The organism is Rummeliibacillus sp. BSL5, assembly GCF_052928305.1.
The window spans coordinates 1,209,864-1,229,278 of the sequence record NZ_JAVGCV010000001.1 but is presented as its reverse complement, the minus strand read 5'-3'; the positions used below and the strand labels follow the sequence as shown (position 1 = coordinate 1,229,278).

General features: G+C 39.5%; 18 protein-coding genes. All 18 read left to right on the top strand.

Features of this window, described 5'->3' with window-relative positions; all coding sequences use genetic code 11:
• The first annotated feature begins 17 nt into the window (after positions 1–17).
• The 18 genes from nusA to RCJ93_RS06210 all read left to right on the top strand — a co-directional run bounded on the left by nusA (position 18) and on the right by RCJ93_RS06210 (position 19,304).
• On the top strand, positions 18–1,172 hold the full coding sequence (gene nusA / locus RCJ93_RS06295; RefSeq protein ID WP_066785709.1) for a transcription termination factor NusA: 1,155 nt from the start codon (positions 18–20) through the stop codon (positions 1,170–1,172).
• Between the two features lie 61 nt (positions 1,173–1,233).
• Positions 1,234–1,512 (top strand): RNase P modulator RnpM, encoded by a 279-nt coding sequence (gene rnpM, locus RCJ93_RS06290; protein WP_446738634.1) that lies wholly within the window; start codon positions 1,234–1,236, stop codon positions 1,510–1,512.
• Positions 1,509–1,820 carry a YlxQ family RNA-binding protein gene (locus tag RCJ93_RS06285; RefSeq protein WP_066785714.1) on the top strand — a complete coding sequence of 104 codons (312 nt, stop codon included), beginning with the start codon at positions 1,509–1,511 and terminating at the stop codon, positions 1,818–1,820. The genes rnpM and RCJ93_RS06285 overlap by 4 nt, the downstream gene beginning before the upstream one ends.
• Before the next feature lie 14 nt (positions 1,821–1,834).
• Positions 1,835–4,381: a translation initiation factor IF-2 gene (infB, locus tag RCJ93_RS06280; protein WP_150283921.1), complete on the top strand. Its 2,547-nt coding sequence runs from the start codon at positions 1,835–1,837 to the stop codon at positions 4,379–4,381.
• The gene (locus tag RCJ93_RS06275) at positions 4,381–4,659 is read left to right on the top strand and encodes a DUF503 domain-containing protein (protein ID WP_066785729.1); all 279 of its coding nucleotides are present in this window, start codon (positions 4,381–4,383) and stop codon (positions 4,657–4,659) included. Before infB ends, RCJ93_RS06275 begins: the two co-directional genes overlap by 1 nt.
• Before the next feature lie 19 nt (positions 4,660–4,678).
• Positions 4,679–5,029, top strand: a complete 351-nt coding sequence (gene rbfA, locus RCJ93_RS06270) for a 30S ribosome-binding factor RbfA (RefSeq protein WP_150283923.1) — start codon at positions 4,679–4,681, stop codon at positions 5,027–5,029.
• Between the two features lie 89 nt (positions 5,030–5,118).
• A complete protein-coding gene (gene truB / locus RCJ93_RS06265; protein ID WP_446738633.1) occupies positions 5,119–6,030 on the top strand; it encodes a tRNA pseudouridine(55) synthase TruB in 912 nt (303 codons plus the stop codon).
• A gap of 16 nt (positions 6,031–6,046) precedes the next feature.
• Entirely contained in the window at positions 6,047–6,997 is a 951-nt protein-coding gene (gene ribF, locus RCJ93_RS06260; protein WP_446738632.1) for a riboflavin biosynthesis protein RibF, read from the top strand.
• Between the two features lie 150 nt (positions 6,998–7,147).
• Complete coding sequence (gene rpsO / locus RCJ93_RS06255; protein WP_066785740.1) at positions 7,148–7,417, top strand: 30S ribosomal protein S15; 270 nt, start codon at positions 7,148–7,150, stop codon at positions 7,415–7,417.
• A 315-nt stretch (positions 7,418–7,732) separates the two neighbouring features.
• Positions 7,733–9,844, top strand: coding sequence for a polyribonucleotide nucleotidyltransferase (gene pnp / locus RCJ93_RS06250; RefSeq protein ID WP_066785742.1), 2,112 nt, complete (start codon positions 7,733–7,735; stop codon positions 9,842–9,844).
• A gap of 105 nt (positions 9,845–9,949) precedes the next feature.
• The gene (locus RCJ93_RS06245; RefSeq protein WP_446738631.1) at positions 9,950–11,176 is read left to right on the top strand and encodes a M16 family metallopeptidase; all 1,227 of its coding nucleotides are present in this window, start codon (positions 9,950–9,952) and stop codon (positions 11,174–11,176) included.
• Positions 11,177–11,251: 75 nt separating this feature from the next.
• On the top strand, positions 11,252–11,521 hold the full coding sequence (locus tag RCJ93_RS06240) for a YlmC/YmxH family sporulation protein (RefSeq protein WP_066785752.1): 270 nt from the start codon (positions 11,252–11,254) through the stop codon (positions 11,519–11,521).
• Complete coding sequence (locus RCJ93_RS06235; protein WP_066785753.1) at positions 11,518–12,324, top strand: hypothetical protein; 807 nt, start codon at positions 11,518–11,520, stop codon at positions 12,322–12,324. The genes RCJ93_RS06240 and RCJ93_RS06235 overlap by 4 nt, the downstream gene beginning before the upstream one ends.
• A gap of 1 nt (position 12,325) precedes the next feature.
• Positions 12,326–12,913, top strand: a complete 588-nt coding sequence (locus tag RCJ93_RS06230; protein ID WP_066785757.1) for a dipicolinate synthase subunit B — start codon at positions 12,326–12,328, stop codon at positions 12,911–12,913.
• An 80-nt stretch (positions 12,914–12,993) separates the two neighbouring features.
• Positions 12,994–14,034: an aspartate-semialdehyde dehydrogenase gene (locus tag RCJ93_RS06225; protein WP_446738630.1), complete on the top strand. Its 1,041-nt coding sequence runs from the start codon at positions 12,994–12,996 to the stop codon at positions 14,032–14,034.
• Positions 14,035–14,046: 12 nt separating this feature from the next.
• Entirely contained in the window at positions 14,047–14,940 is an 894-nt protein-coding gene (dapA, locus tag RCJ93_RS06220; RefSeq protein WP_446738629.1) for a 4-hydroxy-tetrahydrodipicolinate synthase, read from the top strand.
• A gap of 209 nt (positions 14,941–15,149) precedes the next feature.
• Positions 15,150–16,823 carry a ribonuclease J gene (locus RCJ93_RS06215; protein WP_066785766.1) on the top strand — a complete coding sequence of 558 codons (1,674 nt, stop codon included), beginning with the start codon at positions 15,150–15,152 and terminating at the stop codon, positions 16,821–16,823.
• A 144-nt stretch (positions 16,824–16,967) separates the two neighbouring features.
• Positions 16,968–19,304, top strand: coding sequence for an FtsK/SpoIIIE family DNA translocase (locus tag RCJ93_RS06210; protein ID WP_150283929.1), 2,337 nt, complete (start codon positions 16,968–16,970; stop codon positions 19,302–19,304).
• The last annotated feature ends 111 nt before the right edge of the window (positions 19,305–19,415 follow it).

The window sequence follows — 19,415 nt, the reverse complement described above, 5'->3', positions numbered from 1 at the left end:
AGGAGTGAAATTGGACAATGAGTAAGGAATTAGTCGGTGCGTTCGCTGCACTTGAAGCAAAAGGTATCTCAAAAGATGTCATCGTTGAGGCGATTGAAGCGGCACTCATTAATGCGTATAAAAAGAACTTCAATCAAGCGGCAAATGTCCGTGTAGATTTAAACTTAGATAAAGGCTCAGTACGTTTGTTTACACGTAAAGACGTTGTAGAAGAAGATGATATAGAAGACGATCACCTACAAATTTCTATAGAAGAAGCGCAGAAAATTAACCCGGCTTATGAAATTGGGGATGTAGTGGAAGAAGAAGAAACACCGCGCAATTTTGGTCGTATTGCAGCTACAACTGCTAAACAAATTGTGACACAACGTTTCCGTGAAGCAGAACGCGGTATTGTCTATGAAGAGTATGTAGACCGTGCTGATGACATTATGAACGGTGTAGTCGAACGTTTAGATCCTCGTAATATCTATGTGGGAATTGGCAAAATTGAAGCGGTTCTTCCGCAAAGCGAGCAAATTCCTGGTGAAGTATACAAACCGCATGATCGGATAAAAGTATATATTACAAAAGTAGAACGCACATCCCGTGGACCACAAGTATTCGTTTCACGTACGCATCCTGGATTGCTACGTCGTCTATTTGAACTTGAAGTGCCGGAAATTTTTGAAGGCACAGTAGAAATTAAATCGATTGCCCGCGAAGCAGGCGACCGTTCTAAAATTTCGGTTGTGGCACATAACGAAGAAGTGGATCCTGTGGGTTCATGCGTTGGTGCAAAAGGAGCGCGCGTACAAACGATTGTCAATGAACTACACGGCGAAAAAATCGATATCGTGGAGTGGTCTGAGGATCCAGTGGTATTTGTAGCAAATGCACTAAGCCCTTCACAAGTACTAGATGTCCAAGTAAATGAAGAAGAAAAATCTACTACAGTTGTTGTGCCAGATTACCAGTTGTCTCTAGCAATCGGTAAACGTGGTCAAAACGCAAGATTAGCAGCTAAATTAACTGGCTGGAAAATCGATATTAAAAGCGAAACAGATGCGACTGAATTAGGCATTTATCCACGTTCAGAAGAGCAAATTGTCCAAACTGCTGATATCTATGAACAAGAGATAGATGAAGAGCCACTAGAAGAAATTGAAGTGGATCTATACAAAGAAGACTAACAAGGGATTTTGACGTCAGTGTCTTCAATTAACCCAAATGTCAAAAGAAAGGTGAATTCTGATGCCGACCAATCGTAAAATACCTTTAAGAAAATGTATTGCTACCGGAGAGATGTTTCCGAAAAAAGAAATGATTCGCGTGGTCCGTTCCAAAGAAGGAGAAGTAACTGTTGATCCGACTGGAAAAAAATCGGGGCGCGGCGCATATGTTTCGAAATCGGCTACAGCGATTCAAGCCGCAAAAGAGAAAAATGTGTTTGAACGCCAACTTCAAGTGGAAATTCCAGCACATATATACGATGATCTATTAGCAATTGTTCAAAAGGAAACTCGAATATGAATCAAGAACAAGCAATTTTAAATTTGCTAGGTATAGCCGCAAGCGCACGCAAGGTGGTAACCGGCGAAGAACAGGTAGTAAAAGAAGTAAGAAATCAGCAAGCTAAGCTGGTTATTTTATCGACAGATGCTTCGAAAAATACTAGAAAGAAGCTAACCGATAAATGCCATTCTTTTCACGTTGAGCTACACGAATTTTCAACAAGGGATGTTCTCGGACACGCCCTTGGTAGGGAGGCGAGAGTTTCCGTAGCAATAATGGACAGCGGTTTTGCAAGAAAGCTGTCTCAGCTACTCAACGAAATCTAACCGGGGGTGAGTACATGACAAAATTACGCGTTCATGAATATGCGAAACAAGTAAGCCAGTCAAGTAAAGAAGTGATTGATCAGTTATCTAAGCTCCAAATTGATGTGAAGAATCATATGTCCATGTTAGAACCAGAAACGATTAGCAAATTAAATCATGTATATAAAAAAGGCACTCAACAACAGAGTGTACAGTCAAACCCAACAAAAGGGCAGCCAGGAACTCGTCCTGCAGCAAGAAAAGAGCAACCCTCTTCTAGTCCTGCTCAAACAAAACAAAATAATAACCAAGGAAGTACTATGAATAATAATTCAACTTCAAAAGACAACTCAAAACAAAGACCATCAACAAATAATAATCAAAACCGAAGCCAAACGAATAATCGTGGTGGCCAAACAAGCAACACGCAAGGTGGCAACCGTCCAAACAATAATTCAAGAGGTGGTAGCCAAACGAGCAACACGCAAGGTGGCAACCGTTCAAACAATAATTCAAGAGGCGGCAGCCAAACAAGCAACACGCAAGGTGGCAACCGTCCGAATAATAATACAAGAAGCGGTAGCCAAACAAGCAATACGCAAGGTGGCCAACGTTCTAACAATAATGCTAGAAGCGGTAGCCAAACAAGCAACACACAAGGTGGCAACCGCCCTAATAATAATGCAAGAGGCGGCAACCGAAGCAATAATGCACAAGGTGGCAACCGTAACAACAACCAACGACGCAAACCGGGCATTCACGGTGGACAACGCCGCAAGAATCGTCCACAGCCAGCACCACAACCAGCAGTTAAAAAAGAATTGCCAGAAAAAATCACGTTTTATGAATCACTTAGCGTTGGTGAATTAGCTAAAAAATTAGGCCGTGAACCATCTGAAATCATTAAAAAATTGTTCATGCTTGGTGTTATGGCTACAATCAACCAAGAACTTGATCAAGATGCAATCGAATTAATTTGTGCAGACTATGGGGTTGAAGTAGAAGAAGAAGTACGCATTGACGCTACAGATTTAGATACTTACTTCGAAGAAGATGAGAATGAAAATACTGCAGACATTAAAGAACGTCCGCCAGTAGTTACAATTATGGGTCACGTTGACCATGGTAAAACAACATTGCTTGACTCTATCCGTAACACTAAAGTTACAGAAGGCGAAGCGGGTGGTATTACACAACATATCGGTGCATATCAAGTGGTTGTCCAAGGCAAAAAGATTACTTTCCTAGACACACCTGGACATGCTGCTTTCACAACTATGCGTGCGCGTGGAGCTAAGATTACCGATTTAACAATCCTTGTTGTGGCTGCTGATGATGGTGTTATGCCTCAAACGATTGAAGCAATTAACCACGCAAAAGCTGCTGAAGTTCCAATCATCGTAGCAGTAAACAAAATGGATAAACAAACAGCAAACCCTGATCGTGTTATGCAAGAATTAACAGAACATGGTTTGGTTCCAGAAGCTTGGGGCGGGGATACTATCTTTGTACCGATTTCTGCTTTGTCTGGCGAAGGTATTGACCAATTGCTTGAAATGATTTTGCTTGTTTCTGAAGTAGGCGAATTAAAAGCAAATCCTAAACGTCATGCCATTGGTTCTGTTATTGAAGCACAATTAGATAAAGGCCGTGGCTCTGTAGCAACATTATTAGTTCAAAACGGTACATTAAATGTAGGAGATCCAATTGTTGTTGGTCATACGTATGGTCGTGTACGTGCAATGGTCAACGATCTTGGTCGCCGCGTGAAAAGCGCAGGTCCATCTACGCCTGTAGAAATTACTGGCTTAAACGAAGTACCACAAGCAGGAGATCGTTTCGTTGTATTTGAAGACGAAAAAACAGCTCGTCAAGTAGGGGAAGCTCGCGAATCGACTGCTATCCAAGAGATGCGTACTGAAAAACAACGCGTTACACTTGATAACTTGTTTGAACAAATGAAACAAGGCGATATGAAAGAATTAAACTTAATTGTCAAAGCAGATGTTCAAGGTACAGTTGAAGCAATGGCTGCTTCATTGATGAAAATTGATGTAGAAGGCGTTAATGTGAAGATTATTCATACAGGCGCTGGCGCGATTACTGAATCTGACATTTCACTTGCAGCTGCTTCAAATGCAATTGTAATTGGTTTCAATGTTCGTCCTGATGTCAATGCAAAACGTGCTGCAGAAGCTGAAGGCGTAGATATTCGTCTTCACCGCATTATTTATAAAGTAATTGAAGAGATTGAAGCTGCGATGAAAGGCATGCTAGATCCTGAATATGAAGAAAAAGTAATCGGTTCTGCAGAAATTCGCGAAACCTTTAAAGTTTCAAAAGTTGGTACAATTGCCGGCGGTTATGTAACAGAAGGTAAATTAACTCGTGACAGTGGTGTACGTGTGATTCGCGAGGGTATTGTTATCTTTGAAGGTGTGTTAGATTCTTTAAAACGTTTCAAAGATGATGCAAAAGAAGTTGCAAGAGGGTATGAATGTGGTTTTACTATCAAAGACTACAATGACCTTAAAGTAGGCGACCAAATCGAAGCCTTCGTCATGGAAGAGATTAAACGCTAATGATGGCGTATGCAGAGTGTGAATTTTTTGTTCCTGCTGCACATTCGCTAAAAGAAAAACGTGCTGTTTTGCAGTCTATGACTATGCGTGTAAAACAGAAATACAATATCTCTATTGCAGAGATAGACCATCAAGATGTTTGGCAAAGAACGCTTCTAGCTATTGTTTCTGTTGCTTCTTCACAACAAGCAGCGGAAAGAGAGCTAGAGCGGGCTATCGCTTTTCTTGAGTCAAATCCGGAATGGCAATGCCTTCACATTGATCGGGAGTTTATATAAGAAATTGAGGTGAACGTTTATGTCAATGCGCTCAACACGTGTCGCTGAACAAATGAAAAAAGAATTGGCAGATATCATTAGCCGTAAAATCAAAGATCCAAGAGTTGGATTTGTAACTGTAACGGATGTAGAGGTAACTGGTGATCTTCAGCAAGCGACGGCATATATTACTTGCCTAGGAACTGAAAGAGAACGCCAGGATACGTTAAAAGGGCTTGAAAAGGCGAAGGGTTTTATTCGCTCTGAAATTAGCCACCGCATTCGTCTGCGAGTTACACCTGAACTTTCTTTCGCTTTTGATTCTTCAGTAGAATATGGCAATCGAATCGATTCATTGCTGCGCCAACTGAACGATTCACAAGACCAATAGACAAAAGCCTGCAATTAGAGCTTGCAGGCTTTTTCTCTTAAAAAATGTATTAAATTATTTGGTGTAATGTTGGCAAAGGAGTGAGTTACATGCATGGTATTTTACCATTATGGAAAGAAAAAGGCATGACTTCACACGATTGTGTATTCAAGGTGCGAAAAATTTTACATACAAAGAAAGTCGGGCATACCGGCACATTAGATCCTACTGTTGAAGGTGTGCTGCCAATTTGCATAGGAAATGCTACAAGGCTTGCTGAGTATTTGACGAATGCCGGAAAAACCTATGAGGCTGTAATTGAAATTGGCGTTTCTACTACTACAGAGGATGCCGAAGGAGAGATAGTGGAAGAAGATTTATCGGAAAAGCAAATTAGCCGCAATGAGCTGCTTCAGGCTTTACAATCGCTTACCGGCACAATCAATCAAACCCCACCTATGTATTCTGCCGTAAAAGTAAATGGGAAAAAGCTTTATGAATATGCAAGACGGGGCGAAACTGTTGAACGCCCAACAAGGCAAGTGACCATTTATGAATTGGAGTTATTGGACCATTCTACAGAATATAAGGGTGAAAAAATTCGATTTGCTGTTCGTATAAGCTGTAGCAAAGGGACCTATATTCGAACGCTTGCTGTGCAGATTGGTGAAGCGTTAGGATATCCTGCTCATATGGCTTCATTAGTACGCATTAAGTCAGGTACCTTTACAAAGGACGATTGTGTTACATTATCCGAATTACAAGAAAAAGTGGATGCCGGCTTGCTTCAAGAGTGTATGAAGCCATTGGAATTTGCACTTTATGAATATCCACAGATAGAGCTTACTGAGTCTATTGAAAAGTCCGTTAAAAATGGACAAGTTCTGCTAATGCATCCTGCGCTTAATGAAAATGATAAAATTGTTTATATGAAAGACAATTCTGCAGTTGCTGTGTATATAAAGCATCCAGAAAAAGATGGATTCATGAAACCAGAAAAAATGTTTCCAAACGTGGATTAGGTAGGAGGAAATTGTTATGAAAGTGATTCATCTCATGTATCCGCATCAAATCAATTCGCCGGAAGTTCAAGGCCCTTACTCACTAGCCATTGGTTTTTTTGACGGGATTCATCTTGGTCATCAAGCGGTTATAGAAGAGGCAAGAGAACAAGCAAAAGCGAAAAACCTAAAATTAGCTGTGATGACATTTGATCCACACCCTTCCATTGTGTTGGGAGGTCGAAAAGAACAAGTGTTCTATATCACACCTTTGAAACAAAAGCTTGAAATCCTGAAAAAATTGCAGGTTGATACTGTGTTTGTTGTTCGCTTTACCTCTGATTTTGCCAATTTAAATCCATCTGAATTTGTTGATATATTTATTCGCGAGTTAAATATTAAACATGTAAGTGCTGGCTTTGATTATTCTTTTGGCAAAAAAGGTAGCGGCAAAATGGAAGATATGAAACAACTTAGCAATGGCGATTACGAGGTATCTATTGTGGATAAAAAACAGTTTGAAGAAGATAAAATTAGTTCTACACGGATTCGGAGTGCCTTAAAAGAAGGAGATATGGAATCCGTTCGCCACTTGTTGGGACGACCATATCAAATCCCTGGCATTGTGGTTCATGGGGATAAGCGAGGCAGAGAAATTGGATTTCCAACTGCCAATGTTCAAGAAGCAGAAGGTACTTTCATACCGGCAACTGGTGTCTATGCAGTAAAGATTGAAGTACAGAATGAGTGGCATAATGGTGTATGTAATGTCGGCTATAAACCGACTTTCAAAAATCCAGATGAAAAGAATTTAACGATTGAAGTGTTTATTGACCAGTTTGATAAAAATATCTATGGTGAAGAAGTGAAAGTGGATTGGTATAAGTACTTGCGAGGCGAAAGAAAATTCAGTGGAATTGAGGCATTGAAAACCCAAATTGAAGCTGATAAACAACAGGCATTAGAATACTTGCAATCATTAGTTTAAATCAATTATAGTTGCATGAGTAACCTGTTTATGTTACTATTTTCTAAGTGATCCGCTTCTAGCGGCGCTGAACCATTACTTGGCTCTACGAATCACCAACGAGTTGCTCAGTAATAGGGGATATTTTTTAATCAGTAGGAGGTGAATAGGATGGCACTAACACAAGAACGCAAAAACGAAATCATTGCTGAATACCGTACACACGAAAGTGATACTGGTTCACCAGAAGTTCAAATCGCTGTCCTTACGGAAGAGATTAACAACTTAAACGAACATTTACGTGTTCACAAAAAAGACCACCACTCACGTCGCGGTCTATTCAAAATGGTCGGTCGTCGCCGTAACTTATTAAAATATTTACGTGAAAACGACGTACAACGTTACCGTGAAATTATTACAAAACTTGGCTTACGCCGATAAAATGAAACAACAAACAGCGAGGGATTCTGCCCGCGCTGTTTGTTAGTTCAATCAGTCGAAACTTACTCCATCTTCATTGTGTACAAGTTGCACAATTGAAGTAAAGTAGGAGCCGAGATTAAATGCATGAGATGAAAGCGGGCTTGTCCCGCTTTTTCTTTATGTTTAATAAAATTCCAGCCATCTATAGCGAATAAAAGCGGAATGTAGAGAAATGTTTCGCAAAGCGCATTTATTTTTGATAAACTACAAGTAACTACATAACATAAGCTTATATGTAATTTAGGTTTTCTTTTTAAGAGAGGAGTTCAATAGATGAACGAAAAAAAAGTTTTTACCTATGAATGGGCAGGACGACCATTGCAAATCGAAGTCGGCCAGCTTGCAAAACAAGCAAACGGTGCAGTAATGGTACGTTACGGCGAAACAGCTGTACTATGTAATGCTACTATGTCTAAACACCCAAAACAAACAGATTTCTTCCCTTTAACTGTGAACTATGAAGAAAAACTTTACGCAGTCGGTAAGATTCCTGGAGGTTTTATTAAAAGAGAAGGCCGTCCATCTGAACGTGCTGTTTTAACATCTCGTTTAATTGACCGACCAATCCGTCCATTATTCCCAGACGGTTTCCGTAATGAAGTACAAGTTACCTCAATGGTTATGTCAGCAGATCCAAACTGCAGCAGCGAAATGGCGGCTATGGTTGGTTCATCATTGGCTCTTATGGTATCTGATATTCCATTCGACGGACCAATCGCAGGTGTACAAGTTGGTATGATTAATGATGAATTTATCGTTAATCCTACTGTTGAACAATTAGATCAATCATTGATTAATCTTACTGTAGCTGGCACCAAAGATGCGATCAACATGGTAGAAGCTGGTGCACTAGAAGTACCAGAAGAAACAATGCTTGAAGCAATCATGTTCGGACATGAAGAAATCAAAAAGCTTATTGCCTTCCAAGAAGAAGTAACGAAGGAATCAGGCAAAGAAAAAATTGAAGTAACATTGCATGAGTTAGATCCACAATTGACTGAAAGCATTACTTCTCAATTTGAAACTCAAATGAACGCAGCGATTCAAACGCATGAAAAACATGCGCGTGATGAAGCGATTGAAGCAGTAAAAGCTGAGGTAATCGCACAATTTGAAGAACAAGAAGCAGACGATGCTACATTGAAACAAGTTGGACAAATTTTAGATAAGATGGTCAAAGAAGAAGTTCGTCGATTGATTACCGAAGAAAAAATCCGCCCAGATGGCCGTAAATTAGACGAAATTCGTCCATTATCTTCAGAGACTGGATTATTGGCACGTGCTCATGGTTCAGGATTATTTACACGAGGACAAACACAAGCGCTATCAATCTGTACGCTTGGCGCATTAAGCGATGTTCAAATTATTGATGGTCTTGGGGTAGAAGAGTCAAAACGCTTTATGCACCATTATAATTTCCCTCAATTCTCAGTAGGGGAAACAGGACCAATGCGTGGTCCAGGACGCCGTGAAATCGGTCATGGAGCACTTGGAGAACGTGCATTATCCGCGATCATTCCAGACGAAAAAGATTTCCCTTACACTATTCGCTGTGTATCAGAAGTGTTGGAATCAAATGGTTCAACATCACAAGCAAGTATCTGTGCATCTTGCCTAGCATTGATGGATGCAGGTGTTCCAATTAAAGCACCAGTAGCAGGCATTGCGATGGGTCTTATTAAAAAGGGCGATTATTATTCCATCTTAACGGACATTCAAGGTATGGAAGACCACCTTGGCGATATGGACTTTAAGGTAGCTGGAACAGCAAAAGGTGTAACAGCACTTCAAATGGACATCAAAATTGATGGTTTATCTCGTGAAATTCTAGAAGAAGCATTAGTGCAAGCAAAACGCGGCCGTATGATTATTTTAGAATCTATGTTAGCTACAATCGCTCAACCGAAAGAACACTTATCTGCATATGCACCTAAGATTCAGCAGATTCATATCAACCCTGATAAAATCCGCGATGTAATTGGGCCAGGGGGCAAACAAATCAACAAGATTATTGAAGAAACAGGCGTAAAAATCGATACAGAGCAAGATGGTACGATTTCAATTGCTTCTTCAGATGAAGATATGATTAAACGCGCTAAAGAAATAATCGAAAACATTGTGCGTGAAGCAAAAGTCGGCGAATACTATATGGGTAAAGTTAAACGTATCGAAAAATTCGGCGCGTTCCTAGAAATCTTCCCTGGTAAAGATGGCTTGCTTCATATTTCTGAAATTCAAGAAGAACGCACAAAAGCTGTCGAAGATGTCTTGAAATTAGGTGATGAGCTATTAGTGAAAGTCATTGAAATCGATCGCCAAGGCCGTGTCAACTTATCACGCAAGATTGTTATTAAAGAAGAAAAAGAACGAGCAGAACAACAATAAGACTGTTTCATTTATAAAAGTTAAGCAGTTAAAGAATATATTATGTCTGCAATGAGGTTGTCTAATTAAACGACAGCCTCTTTTTTATATAAAGGAGGAAGATTATTGAGGACTAAACATATATGTAAAAATGGCGTTAGAGTTCTTGTTGAAAAACGTCCATACGTTAGATCGGTGTCCATGGGCATTTGGGTAAATGTAGGTTCCAGAGATGAAAGTCCTGAATTAAACGGAATCACACATTTCATTGAACATATGTTGTTTAAGGGTACATATACTAGGACAGCAAAAGAAATAGCCGAATCCTTTGATCGTATTGGAGGGCAATTAAATGCCTTTACGTCTAAAGAAAATACGTGTTTTTATGCCACCACTTTGGATATCCATGCAGTTGAAGCACTGAAGATTTTAGCGGATATGTTTTTCCATTCATCCTTCGATCCGCAAGAAATTGAAAAAGAAAGGCAAGTAATTTATGAGGAAATGCTATTAGTTGAGGATACGCCAGATGATGAAGTAGATGAAAGGCTTTGGCGGGCCATGTTTCCTGAAGATCCAATTGGTGCCCCTATCCTAGGAACAAGAGATACATTGGAAAACTTCACAAAAGAAACGCTAGAAGATTTTATGGAGGCACATTATACGCCTGAACGCATAGTAATCTCCATTGCCGGCAATGTCCCTGATCATCTTTTGGACACAGTTGCCGCATTATTTGGTGATTTTGAAAGAGACTCAGAAGTCCCTCAGATTGCTACAATACCAAGATTTGATCCAGGTGTGACTATCAAGAATAACCATGCAGAACAATCACATTTATTACTTGGATACTCATCACTTTCAATAAAAGATCCAAATCTCATGAGTCTCCTTGTCATGAATAATATAATCGGAGATACAACGTCATCAAGGCTTTTTCAACAAGTGAGAGAAGAGAAAGCGTTAGCTTATTCAATTTATTCGTATTACTCTGCTTACCAAGATACTGGCGCTTTTATGATTTATGGCGGTACATCTCCTAAGCAATTGGATCTTTTGGAAGAAACTATTTTGCAAATAACAGATAACCTAAAGGAAAATGGCGTAACAGCTAAAGAAATAAGGTACGCAAAAGAACAATTAGAAAGCAATTTTTTGTTAAGCCTTGAAACCACTAATGATGTCATGCATCGAAATGCAAAAAATGAATTGATCTATGGAGAGCATAAATCGATTGAAGTAAATTTAGAAGAACTGCAAGCAGTAAATGAAATAAGTGTGAATAACATGATACAAGATATACTGGAAAAACCATTTGCTAAATCGATTATTCAGCCAACTAAGAGACTTTAATATGCCTCTTAGTTTTTTTATGCACATGCATATGTATAATGACATACACTATTATGACGGAGAAGGAGGGGTTAAATGCTTTTATCTGAGCTCGCGGATAAAGAACTAATCCAGATGAGTGATGGAGTCCGCTGCGGGTTGCTTGCGGAAACAGAGTGTTTATTAGATCCGAAAACTGGGCAAATTTATGGATTTGAATTAGTCCAAAGAGGTTATCGCTTGCCATTTCAATCAAAAGATCAAAAACCGCAGTCCTATATTCCATGGACAGAAATTTCACTGATTGGCGAAGACCGAATTTTATTCAAAAAAACACAACCACTGAAATCGGGGTACACAAAATGATAAATGAAAAATGGTTAATCCTTGGAAGAGATTTGCGGTTCAAAGAATTGGCCCTCTATTTGTCACTAGATTATGAGCAGGTTATATACAAATATACAGACAAGTGGAATGAGGAACTCCAACAAATCATTGAGACGGAAAAGCCTGAGCGGATTGTGTTGCCAATCCAAGCGCCAGAAATTCCTCGCGGTGCATTCGAAGGCCTCCCATCGAATGCTGTAATATTTGTCGGTAAAAGCAATCAAAGTCTACAACAGGAATTTCTGCAATTAAAAGAGGATCAGGTGATCTATTATCTGCAGGATGAATCGTATATATGGCTGAATGCTAGATTGACCTCTGAAGGTATGTTGCGAGCCTTTTATGATTTAGAAAATACTTCAGTATTTGACAAATCGTTTTGTATTACAGGATTTGGCCGTGTAGCTAAGATGCTTGCCTACATGTTCCATAAATTGGGCGCAAATGTTCATATTTTGGCAAGATCCAACAGCCAAATTCAAGAGGCCATTGCCTATGGCTACGTTGCAGATCAATTGATACCCGAGAACATAACAGAACACGATTACTTAATTAATACAATCCCGAATAAATGGTTTACTGTAGATTTCTATAATGCATTAGAAAAAAAATTGAACATATTTGATGTAGCATCATCACCAGGCTGCCTTAATATAGAAGAGAGAGAGAAGCTTATTTATACATTCCTTCCTGGTTTGCCCGGCAAGTATTTCCCACAAGATGCAGCAGACTTGCTTGCACAGGTGATTGTACGAAAAAATAATGAACTAAAGGAGGAATAATATGCTACAAGGCAAACGGATTGGGTTAGGGATTACTGCTTCCCATTGCACGTATGCAGACGTAATACCTAAAATCACTTCTCTCACTGAATTAGGGGCAACCGTTGTCCCGATTATCACGCATTCTGTTTTAACAGCTGCGACTCGTTTTGGTACAGGAGAAGAATGGATTGAGAAAATAGAGAGCTTGGCAGGCAATGAGGTGGTAAAAAGCATTGCGGAGGCGGAACCATTTGGACCATCAAATCCTTTAGATTGTATGGTCATTGCTCCAATGACAGGGAACTCTATCAGTAAATTTGCTAATGCCGCAACTGACTCTCCTGTATTAATGGCGGCGAAAGCAACTCTAAGAAATGGAAGCCCAGTAGTTCTGGGGATTTCAACGAATGATGCGCTAGGTCTTAATGGAATAAATGTTATGAAACTATTAAACACAAAAAATGTCTTCTTTATCCCGTTTGGGCAAGATGATCCTATCAATAAGCCAAATTCTCTTATATCTGATTTTACGTTGATGGCAAAAACAGTAGAAGCCTCATTAAATAAAGCACAATTGCAACCATTATTGATTCAATATACTAAATAATTTAATTATTATATAAATAACTAGGCAAGTATGATACAATAGCGCCATTACTTGGATGATTAGCTGAGGAGCGATGTATAATGACGAAAAAATATACAGTAGCAGTAGTAGGTGCCACAGGGGCTGTAGGTACAAAAATTATTGAACAATTAATCAAACGTAAATTCCCTATGGCACAATTAAAACCTTTAGCGTCAAAGCGCTCTGCCGGAAAAGAATTAGCAGTAGGCAATGAGCGTTATAAAATAGAAGAAGCTACCCCAGAAGCGTTTGATGGGATAGATTTTGCCTTTTTTAGCGCTGGAGGATCCGTTTCTAAGGAACTTGCGCCTGAAGCTGCAAAACGCGGAGCAATCGTAATTGATAATACAAGTGCATTTCGAATGGATCCAGAGACGCCTCTTGTAGTACCTGAAGTAAATCCTAATGATCTTGCAACACATCAGGGCATTATAGCCAATCCAAATTGTTCTACCATACAAATGGTCGCAGCACTTCAGCCAATCCGGCAAGCATTTGGTTTGAAGAAAATAATCGTATCTACATATCAAGCTGTATCCGGAGCAGGAATCAGTGCCGTAAATGAGCTAAAAGAACAAAGCGTCCATTTTGATGAGCCTACAGGAATAGAGGCCCAAATCTTACCTGTAAAAAGCGATAAGAAGCACTATCCTATTGCACGCAATGTGATACCGCAAATCGATGTATTTACAGAAAACGGCTTTACCTATGAAGAAATGAAAATGATTAATGAAACCAAAAAAATTCTGCATGATGAAACATTACCAGTAGCGGCGACTTGTGTACGCGTGCCAGTAACAGTAGGGCACTCTGAATCAGTTTATATTGAAATTGAGCGAAATGGTGTGTCAGTAGAAGAAATAAAAGAGATTCTAAAAACAGCTCCTGGGGTAGTATTACATGATGACCCTGCAACACAGCACTATCCTATGCCATTATATTCAGATGGTTTGGATGATGTATTTGTAGGTCGAATTCGCAAGGACTTAACAGAAGACACAGGTTTTCATCTATGGATTGTAGCTGATAATTTGTTGAAAGGAGCTGCGCTAAACTCTATCCAAATCGCTGAAAAAATGATTGAAGATGGACTAAAGTAAGGAGGCAGCTGAGTGAATATTGGTCGTATTGCGACAGCTATGATTACACCGTTCCATGAAGATGGGACCATTCACTACGAAGAGATTGCTAGATTGATTGACCATTTAATTGCGAATGGGACAGATTCAGTTGTTGTCTGTGGAACGACAGGTGAATCTCCCACTTTAAGTTTTGAAGAAAAAATAAGAATATTTCAGTATGTTGTGCAAAAAGCTAATAAGAGAATCCCAGTCATTGCAGGAACAGGAAGTAACAATACAAAAGAATCAATACTGTTAACACAGCAGGCAGAAGCTGCAGGCGTTGACGGCATTATGCTAGTGGCACCGTATTATAATAAACCTAGCCAACAGGGGATGTACGAACATTTTGCAGCTATTGCGCAGGCGACTACTCTGCCGGTTATGCTTTACAACATTCCGGGAAGATCTGTTGTTAATATGACACCAAAAACCGTTCTTGCATTAAGTGATATTCCAAATATACAAATAGTCAAAGAAGCAAGTGGAAGTTTAGATCAAATGGCAGAAATTTTAGCGGATGCACCACAAGGATTCCAAGTATATTCTGGAGATGACGGTTTAACATTGCCGTTACTTAGCATCGGAGGATCCGGCATTGTATCTGTAGCTTCCCATTTAGTTGGATATGATATGCAAAAAATGGTGAAGGCATATTATGATGGTGAGCATGAAAAAGCTGCCCGCATTCATCAAGCGCTTCTGCCCCTTATACGGGCACTATTTGCAACGCCTAGCCCTTCAACTTTAAAATATGCCTTAGCAAAGCAAGGATTAGGTACTGAGAGCGTAAGGCTGCCTATTATTCCTTTAACAGCTGAGGAGAAGAGGGCATATGATCATGCTTGGAGAGAATATGAAGAAAAGCAAAAGAGTTTTGACTAAGGTGTTGTATAAGACAAAAAAATTTTCATAACTAAACTCGGCAGTGATTATAACGGAATGAATGATTTAGAAGGTCCACATTTGAACGAACACAGATGATTCGAGAATGGGTGACATTGACCCATTCTTTTTTGTTTGTGAAAACGCTCAACTATCTATATAATGGGAGTAAGTGGTTTGTGTTCGGGATTAATTTAGGAGGAAAACAAGTGGCAAAAACAATAACAAAAAATGAAGTAATACGCGTCATCCCATTGGGCGGCGTGTGTGAAGTCGGCAAAGCAATGTACGTTATCGAAATTGATGAAGAAATCTTTGTCGTGGATAGCGGCCTTATGTTTCCGGAAGACGAAATGTTAGGCATTGATTATGTCATACCAGACATATCTTACTTAGTCGAAAATAAATCACGTGTAAAAGGTATTTTCTTAACACATGGACATGAAGATGCCATCGGATCTGTCGCATATTTACTACAAAAAGTGAACGCGCCGGTTTATGGATCTAAATTGACGATCGCTTTAGCGAAAGAACATTTGAAAGAATTGCCTGCACCATATCAAATTAAGTTTTTTGAAGTAACGAGCAAGAGTCGCATGAACTTCCAAACGACTTATGTGACATTTTTCCATACTACACACAGTATCCCAGATTCATTGGGTATTGCTTTCCATACAAGTGAAGGTGCTATTGTCCATACAGGCGAATTTAAGTTTGACCAATCAGCAAAAGGCAAATATAAGCCAGATCTTGCAAAAATGGCAAACTTGGGTGAAGAAGGCGTCTTTATCTTGATGTCTGATTCTACTGAAGCAGAACGTCCTGGCTATACAATTCCCGAAAATGTTGTACAGGAGAAGTTAGCAAAAACTTTTCATAATGCAGAAGGCCGCATTTTAGTTGCGCTATATGCTTCTAATTTTATCCGTATCCAGCAAGTATTTGATCAAGCAACTGATGCTGATCGAAAGATCGCTGTTATAGGTAAAAGCTTAGAGCATGCATTTGAAGTTGGTATGCGTCTGGGTTACTTATCTGTTGATCCTGACAGAATTATCCCAGCAAATAAAATGAATGATTATGCAGATGAAGAAATTGTGGCGATTATAACAGGAAATCAAGGTGAACCACTAGAAGGATTAGAAAAAATTATCCGCAAACACCACCGCGATATCCGCATTAAAAATACAGACACAGTTCTTATTACTTTCACACCTTCACCAGGGATGGAAGTCCAAATCGCAGACACAATGAACAGCCTTGCAAAAGCAGGAGCAAAAGTATTGTCTGCTGATAAAAAAGTGCATGTTTCAGGGCACGGCTCGCAAGAAGATTTGAAATTAATGCTGAATTTAATGCGACCAAAATACTTTATCCCAATTCAAGGCGACTACCGTATGTTAATAGCTCACTCAAAGTTGGCGCAACAAACAGGTATGTCTAAAGCCCAAATTTTTATTGCTGATAAAGGAGATATCGTAGAATATAAAGGCGGCAAAATGCGTATGAGTGGCCGTGTCACTGCTGGAAACGTGTTAATTGACGGTATAGGCGTAGGCGATGTAGGCAATATTGTATTACGCGATCGTAAATTGCTTAGTCAAGATGGTATATTCATTGTAGTTGTGACCATCAACCGCAAAGAGAAAAAAGTTGCTTCTGGTCCAGAAATTTTATCAAGAGGCTTTGTATATGTAAGAGAATCAGAAGAATTATTAAGTGAGTCTTCTGAATTAGTTCGCGCTGTTGTCGAAAGTTATGTGAATAAAGGCTCGTACGAATGGACAAGTATAAAACAAGAAATCCGTGACACGCTAAACTCTTATTTATTCCAAAAAACCAAAAGAAGACCAATGATTATCCCTATTATTATGGAATATTAGCGTTATGCGGGAAAAAGGATTTCCTTACCTCTTAAAAATGGTAGGAAATCCTTTTTCCGTTTTATTATGTACATGATAAAGATATTTTTCCAAAACAAAAAGATTGTAAAAAACCTTAATCAACGAAAGAAAGTAGGTGGTTGCATGGCAAAAAAAGCAACGAAAAAGAAACCTGCAAAGAGTAAAAAAACAGTCAGCAAAAAAACGAAAAAAGGTACGAAGACGCAACCATTGGTATATGAAATCATAGGATTAATACTAATTGGCCTTGCGATTATTATTTTTTTTGAGTATGGAATTGTAGGGAAGGCGTTCCAATACATTGCCTTATTTTTATTTGGGAATTGGGCTATCATCGTTCCTTTCTTGTTCATCGTGAGTGCGTTGTTACTAATGGTCAAACGCACAATTCCTAATCTGAAAAACCGCCTGATCGGTGGTGTCTTACTAATTACAGGCGGATTAACGTTATTCAGCCACATTTCCTTGTTCGAGCAACTGTTTAATGGTCAAGCCTTGCACAATAATTCGGTTTTAAAAGAAACATGGAGAGTGCTTGTTACTTCAGGGGGAATTAAAGAACATTCTCATGCATTAGGAGGCGGTATGATTGGGGCAATCCTTTTTGCTTGTTTCTTCGCTCTATTTGATGCAGCAGGCGCCAATATCGCAGGATGGCTAATGGTGTTAATTGGACTTCTTTTAATTACTGGTAAAGCCCTAATACCTTATATCGCTGGCAAATGGCCAACAATTAAACAGTCAATTATGGAAATGAAAGAAGAGTCCGAGGACACTGTAAGCAGGCGCCAAGAAGCAAAGAGTAAGAAAAAGACAGAGAGAAAAAGAAAAGCTGCGGTGTCTGAAGAGGAAACTATCGAGCATACCGTTAATGATGAAGAATATCATGCAGCAACAATCCCCGAGCAACCAAAAGAACCAATCATTTCTGCCTTTACGCAAAGAATTCAACAACAAGATCAGCCTGTACCAGATATTCCTGAAGAAGAACCTGAAACTGCTGCAGATACAATTGATGCTGCTGTAATATCTGCGGCAGAGGTAGAGAATGAGGCGTATCAATTACCAGCTATGGCTACTTTAAAATTGCCGCCGCATACGGATCAAAGCGGCGAATTTCAATTAATTCAAGGGAATGCTAAGAAACTAGAGCAAACATTCCAATCATTTGGTGTGAAAGCCACAGTTACCCAAGTTCATTTAGGCCCTGCGGTAACGGAATATGAGGTATTGCCAGACAGAGGCGTAAAGGTTAGCAAAATCGTAGGATTGCAAGATGATTTAGCTTTAGCACTGGCTGCTAAAGATATTAGAATAGAGGCGCCAATACCAGGAAAATCAGCTGTTGGTATTGAAGTTCCTAATAAAGAGGTCGCTATAGTTAGCCTAAGAGAAGTGCTAGAATCCAAAGAAAACAATAAGCCGGATGAAAAGTTATTGATCGGTTTAGGAAGAGATATTACCGGTGAAGCAAAACTTGCACAGCTAAACAAAATGCCGCATTTATTAGTAGCAGGATCGACGGGGAGTGGGAAGTCCGTTTGTATTAATGGCATTATTATTAGTATTCTTATGCGTGCAAAACCTCATGAAGTAAAAATGATGATGATTGATCCGAAGATGGTAGAATTGAACGTTTATAATGGAATCCCACATTTATTAGCGCCAGTTGTGACAGATGCAAGAAAAGCGTCACAAGCGTTGAAAAAAGTCGTGGATGAGATGGAAAGACGCTACGATTTGTTCTCACATACGGGAACACGCAATATAGAGGGATATAATGCACATATAGAACGTTTTAATAAAGAAAACGGAGAGAAGCATCCCAAGATGCCGTTTATTGTGGTTATTGTTGATGAGTTAGCCGATTTGATGATGGTAGCCTCAAGTGATGTGGAAGATTCAATTACACGCTTAGCGCAAATGGCTAGAGCAGCAGGCATACACCTCATTATCGCAACACAAAGACCAAGTGTGGATGTCATTACAGGTATTATTAAAGCTAACATCCCATCGAGAATAGCATTCGCTGTATCTTCCGCAATCGATTCTCGAACTATTCTTGATATGGGAGGAGCGGAACGCTTGCTTGGTCGGGGGGATATGCTATTTTTACCAGCTGGGCAGTCGAAGCCGGTACGCGTACAAGGGGCTTTTGTCTCAGACCAAGAAGTAGAACAGATTGTAGACTTTGTTATAGCACAGCAAAAAGCCCAATACCAAGAGGAAATGATTCCAACTGAAGAAGAGGAAATTACAGACTTGGATGATACAGATGACCTCTTTGAAGAAGCTGTTAATTTGGTAGCAAGCCAAGATACTGCATCTGTATCCTATCTGCAAAGAAAATTAAAGATAGGATACGCTAGAGCCGCTCGTATCATGGATCAGATGGAGGAAAGAGGCATTGTCGGACCAGCTGAAAAAAGCAAACCAAGAGAAGTATTAATCGGAAAATAGCACGTCCGGCAATTGTGAATTTTCTAACAATGTAACGAAAAATAGCAAATTCAACAATTTTTAAAAATTTATTAACTGTTTTAACACAGTTTTTTTCGAAAGTTATTTATT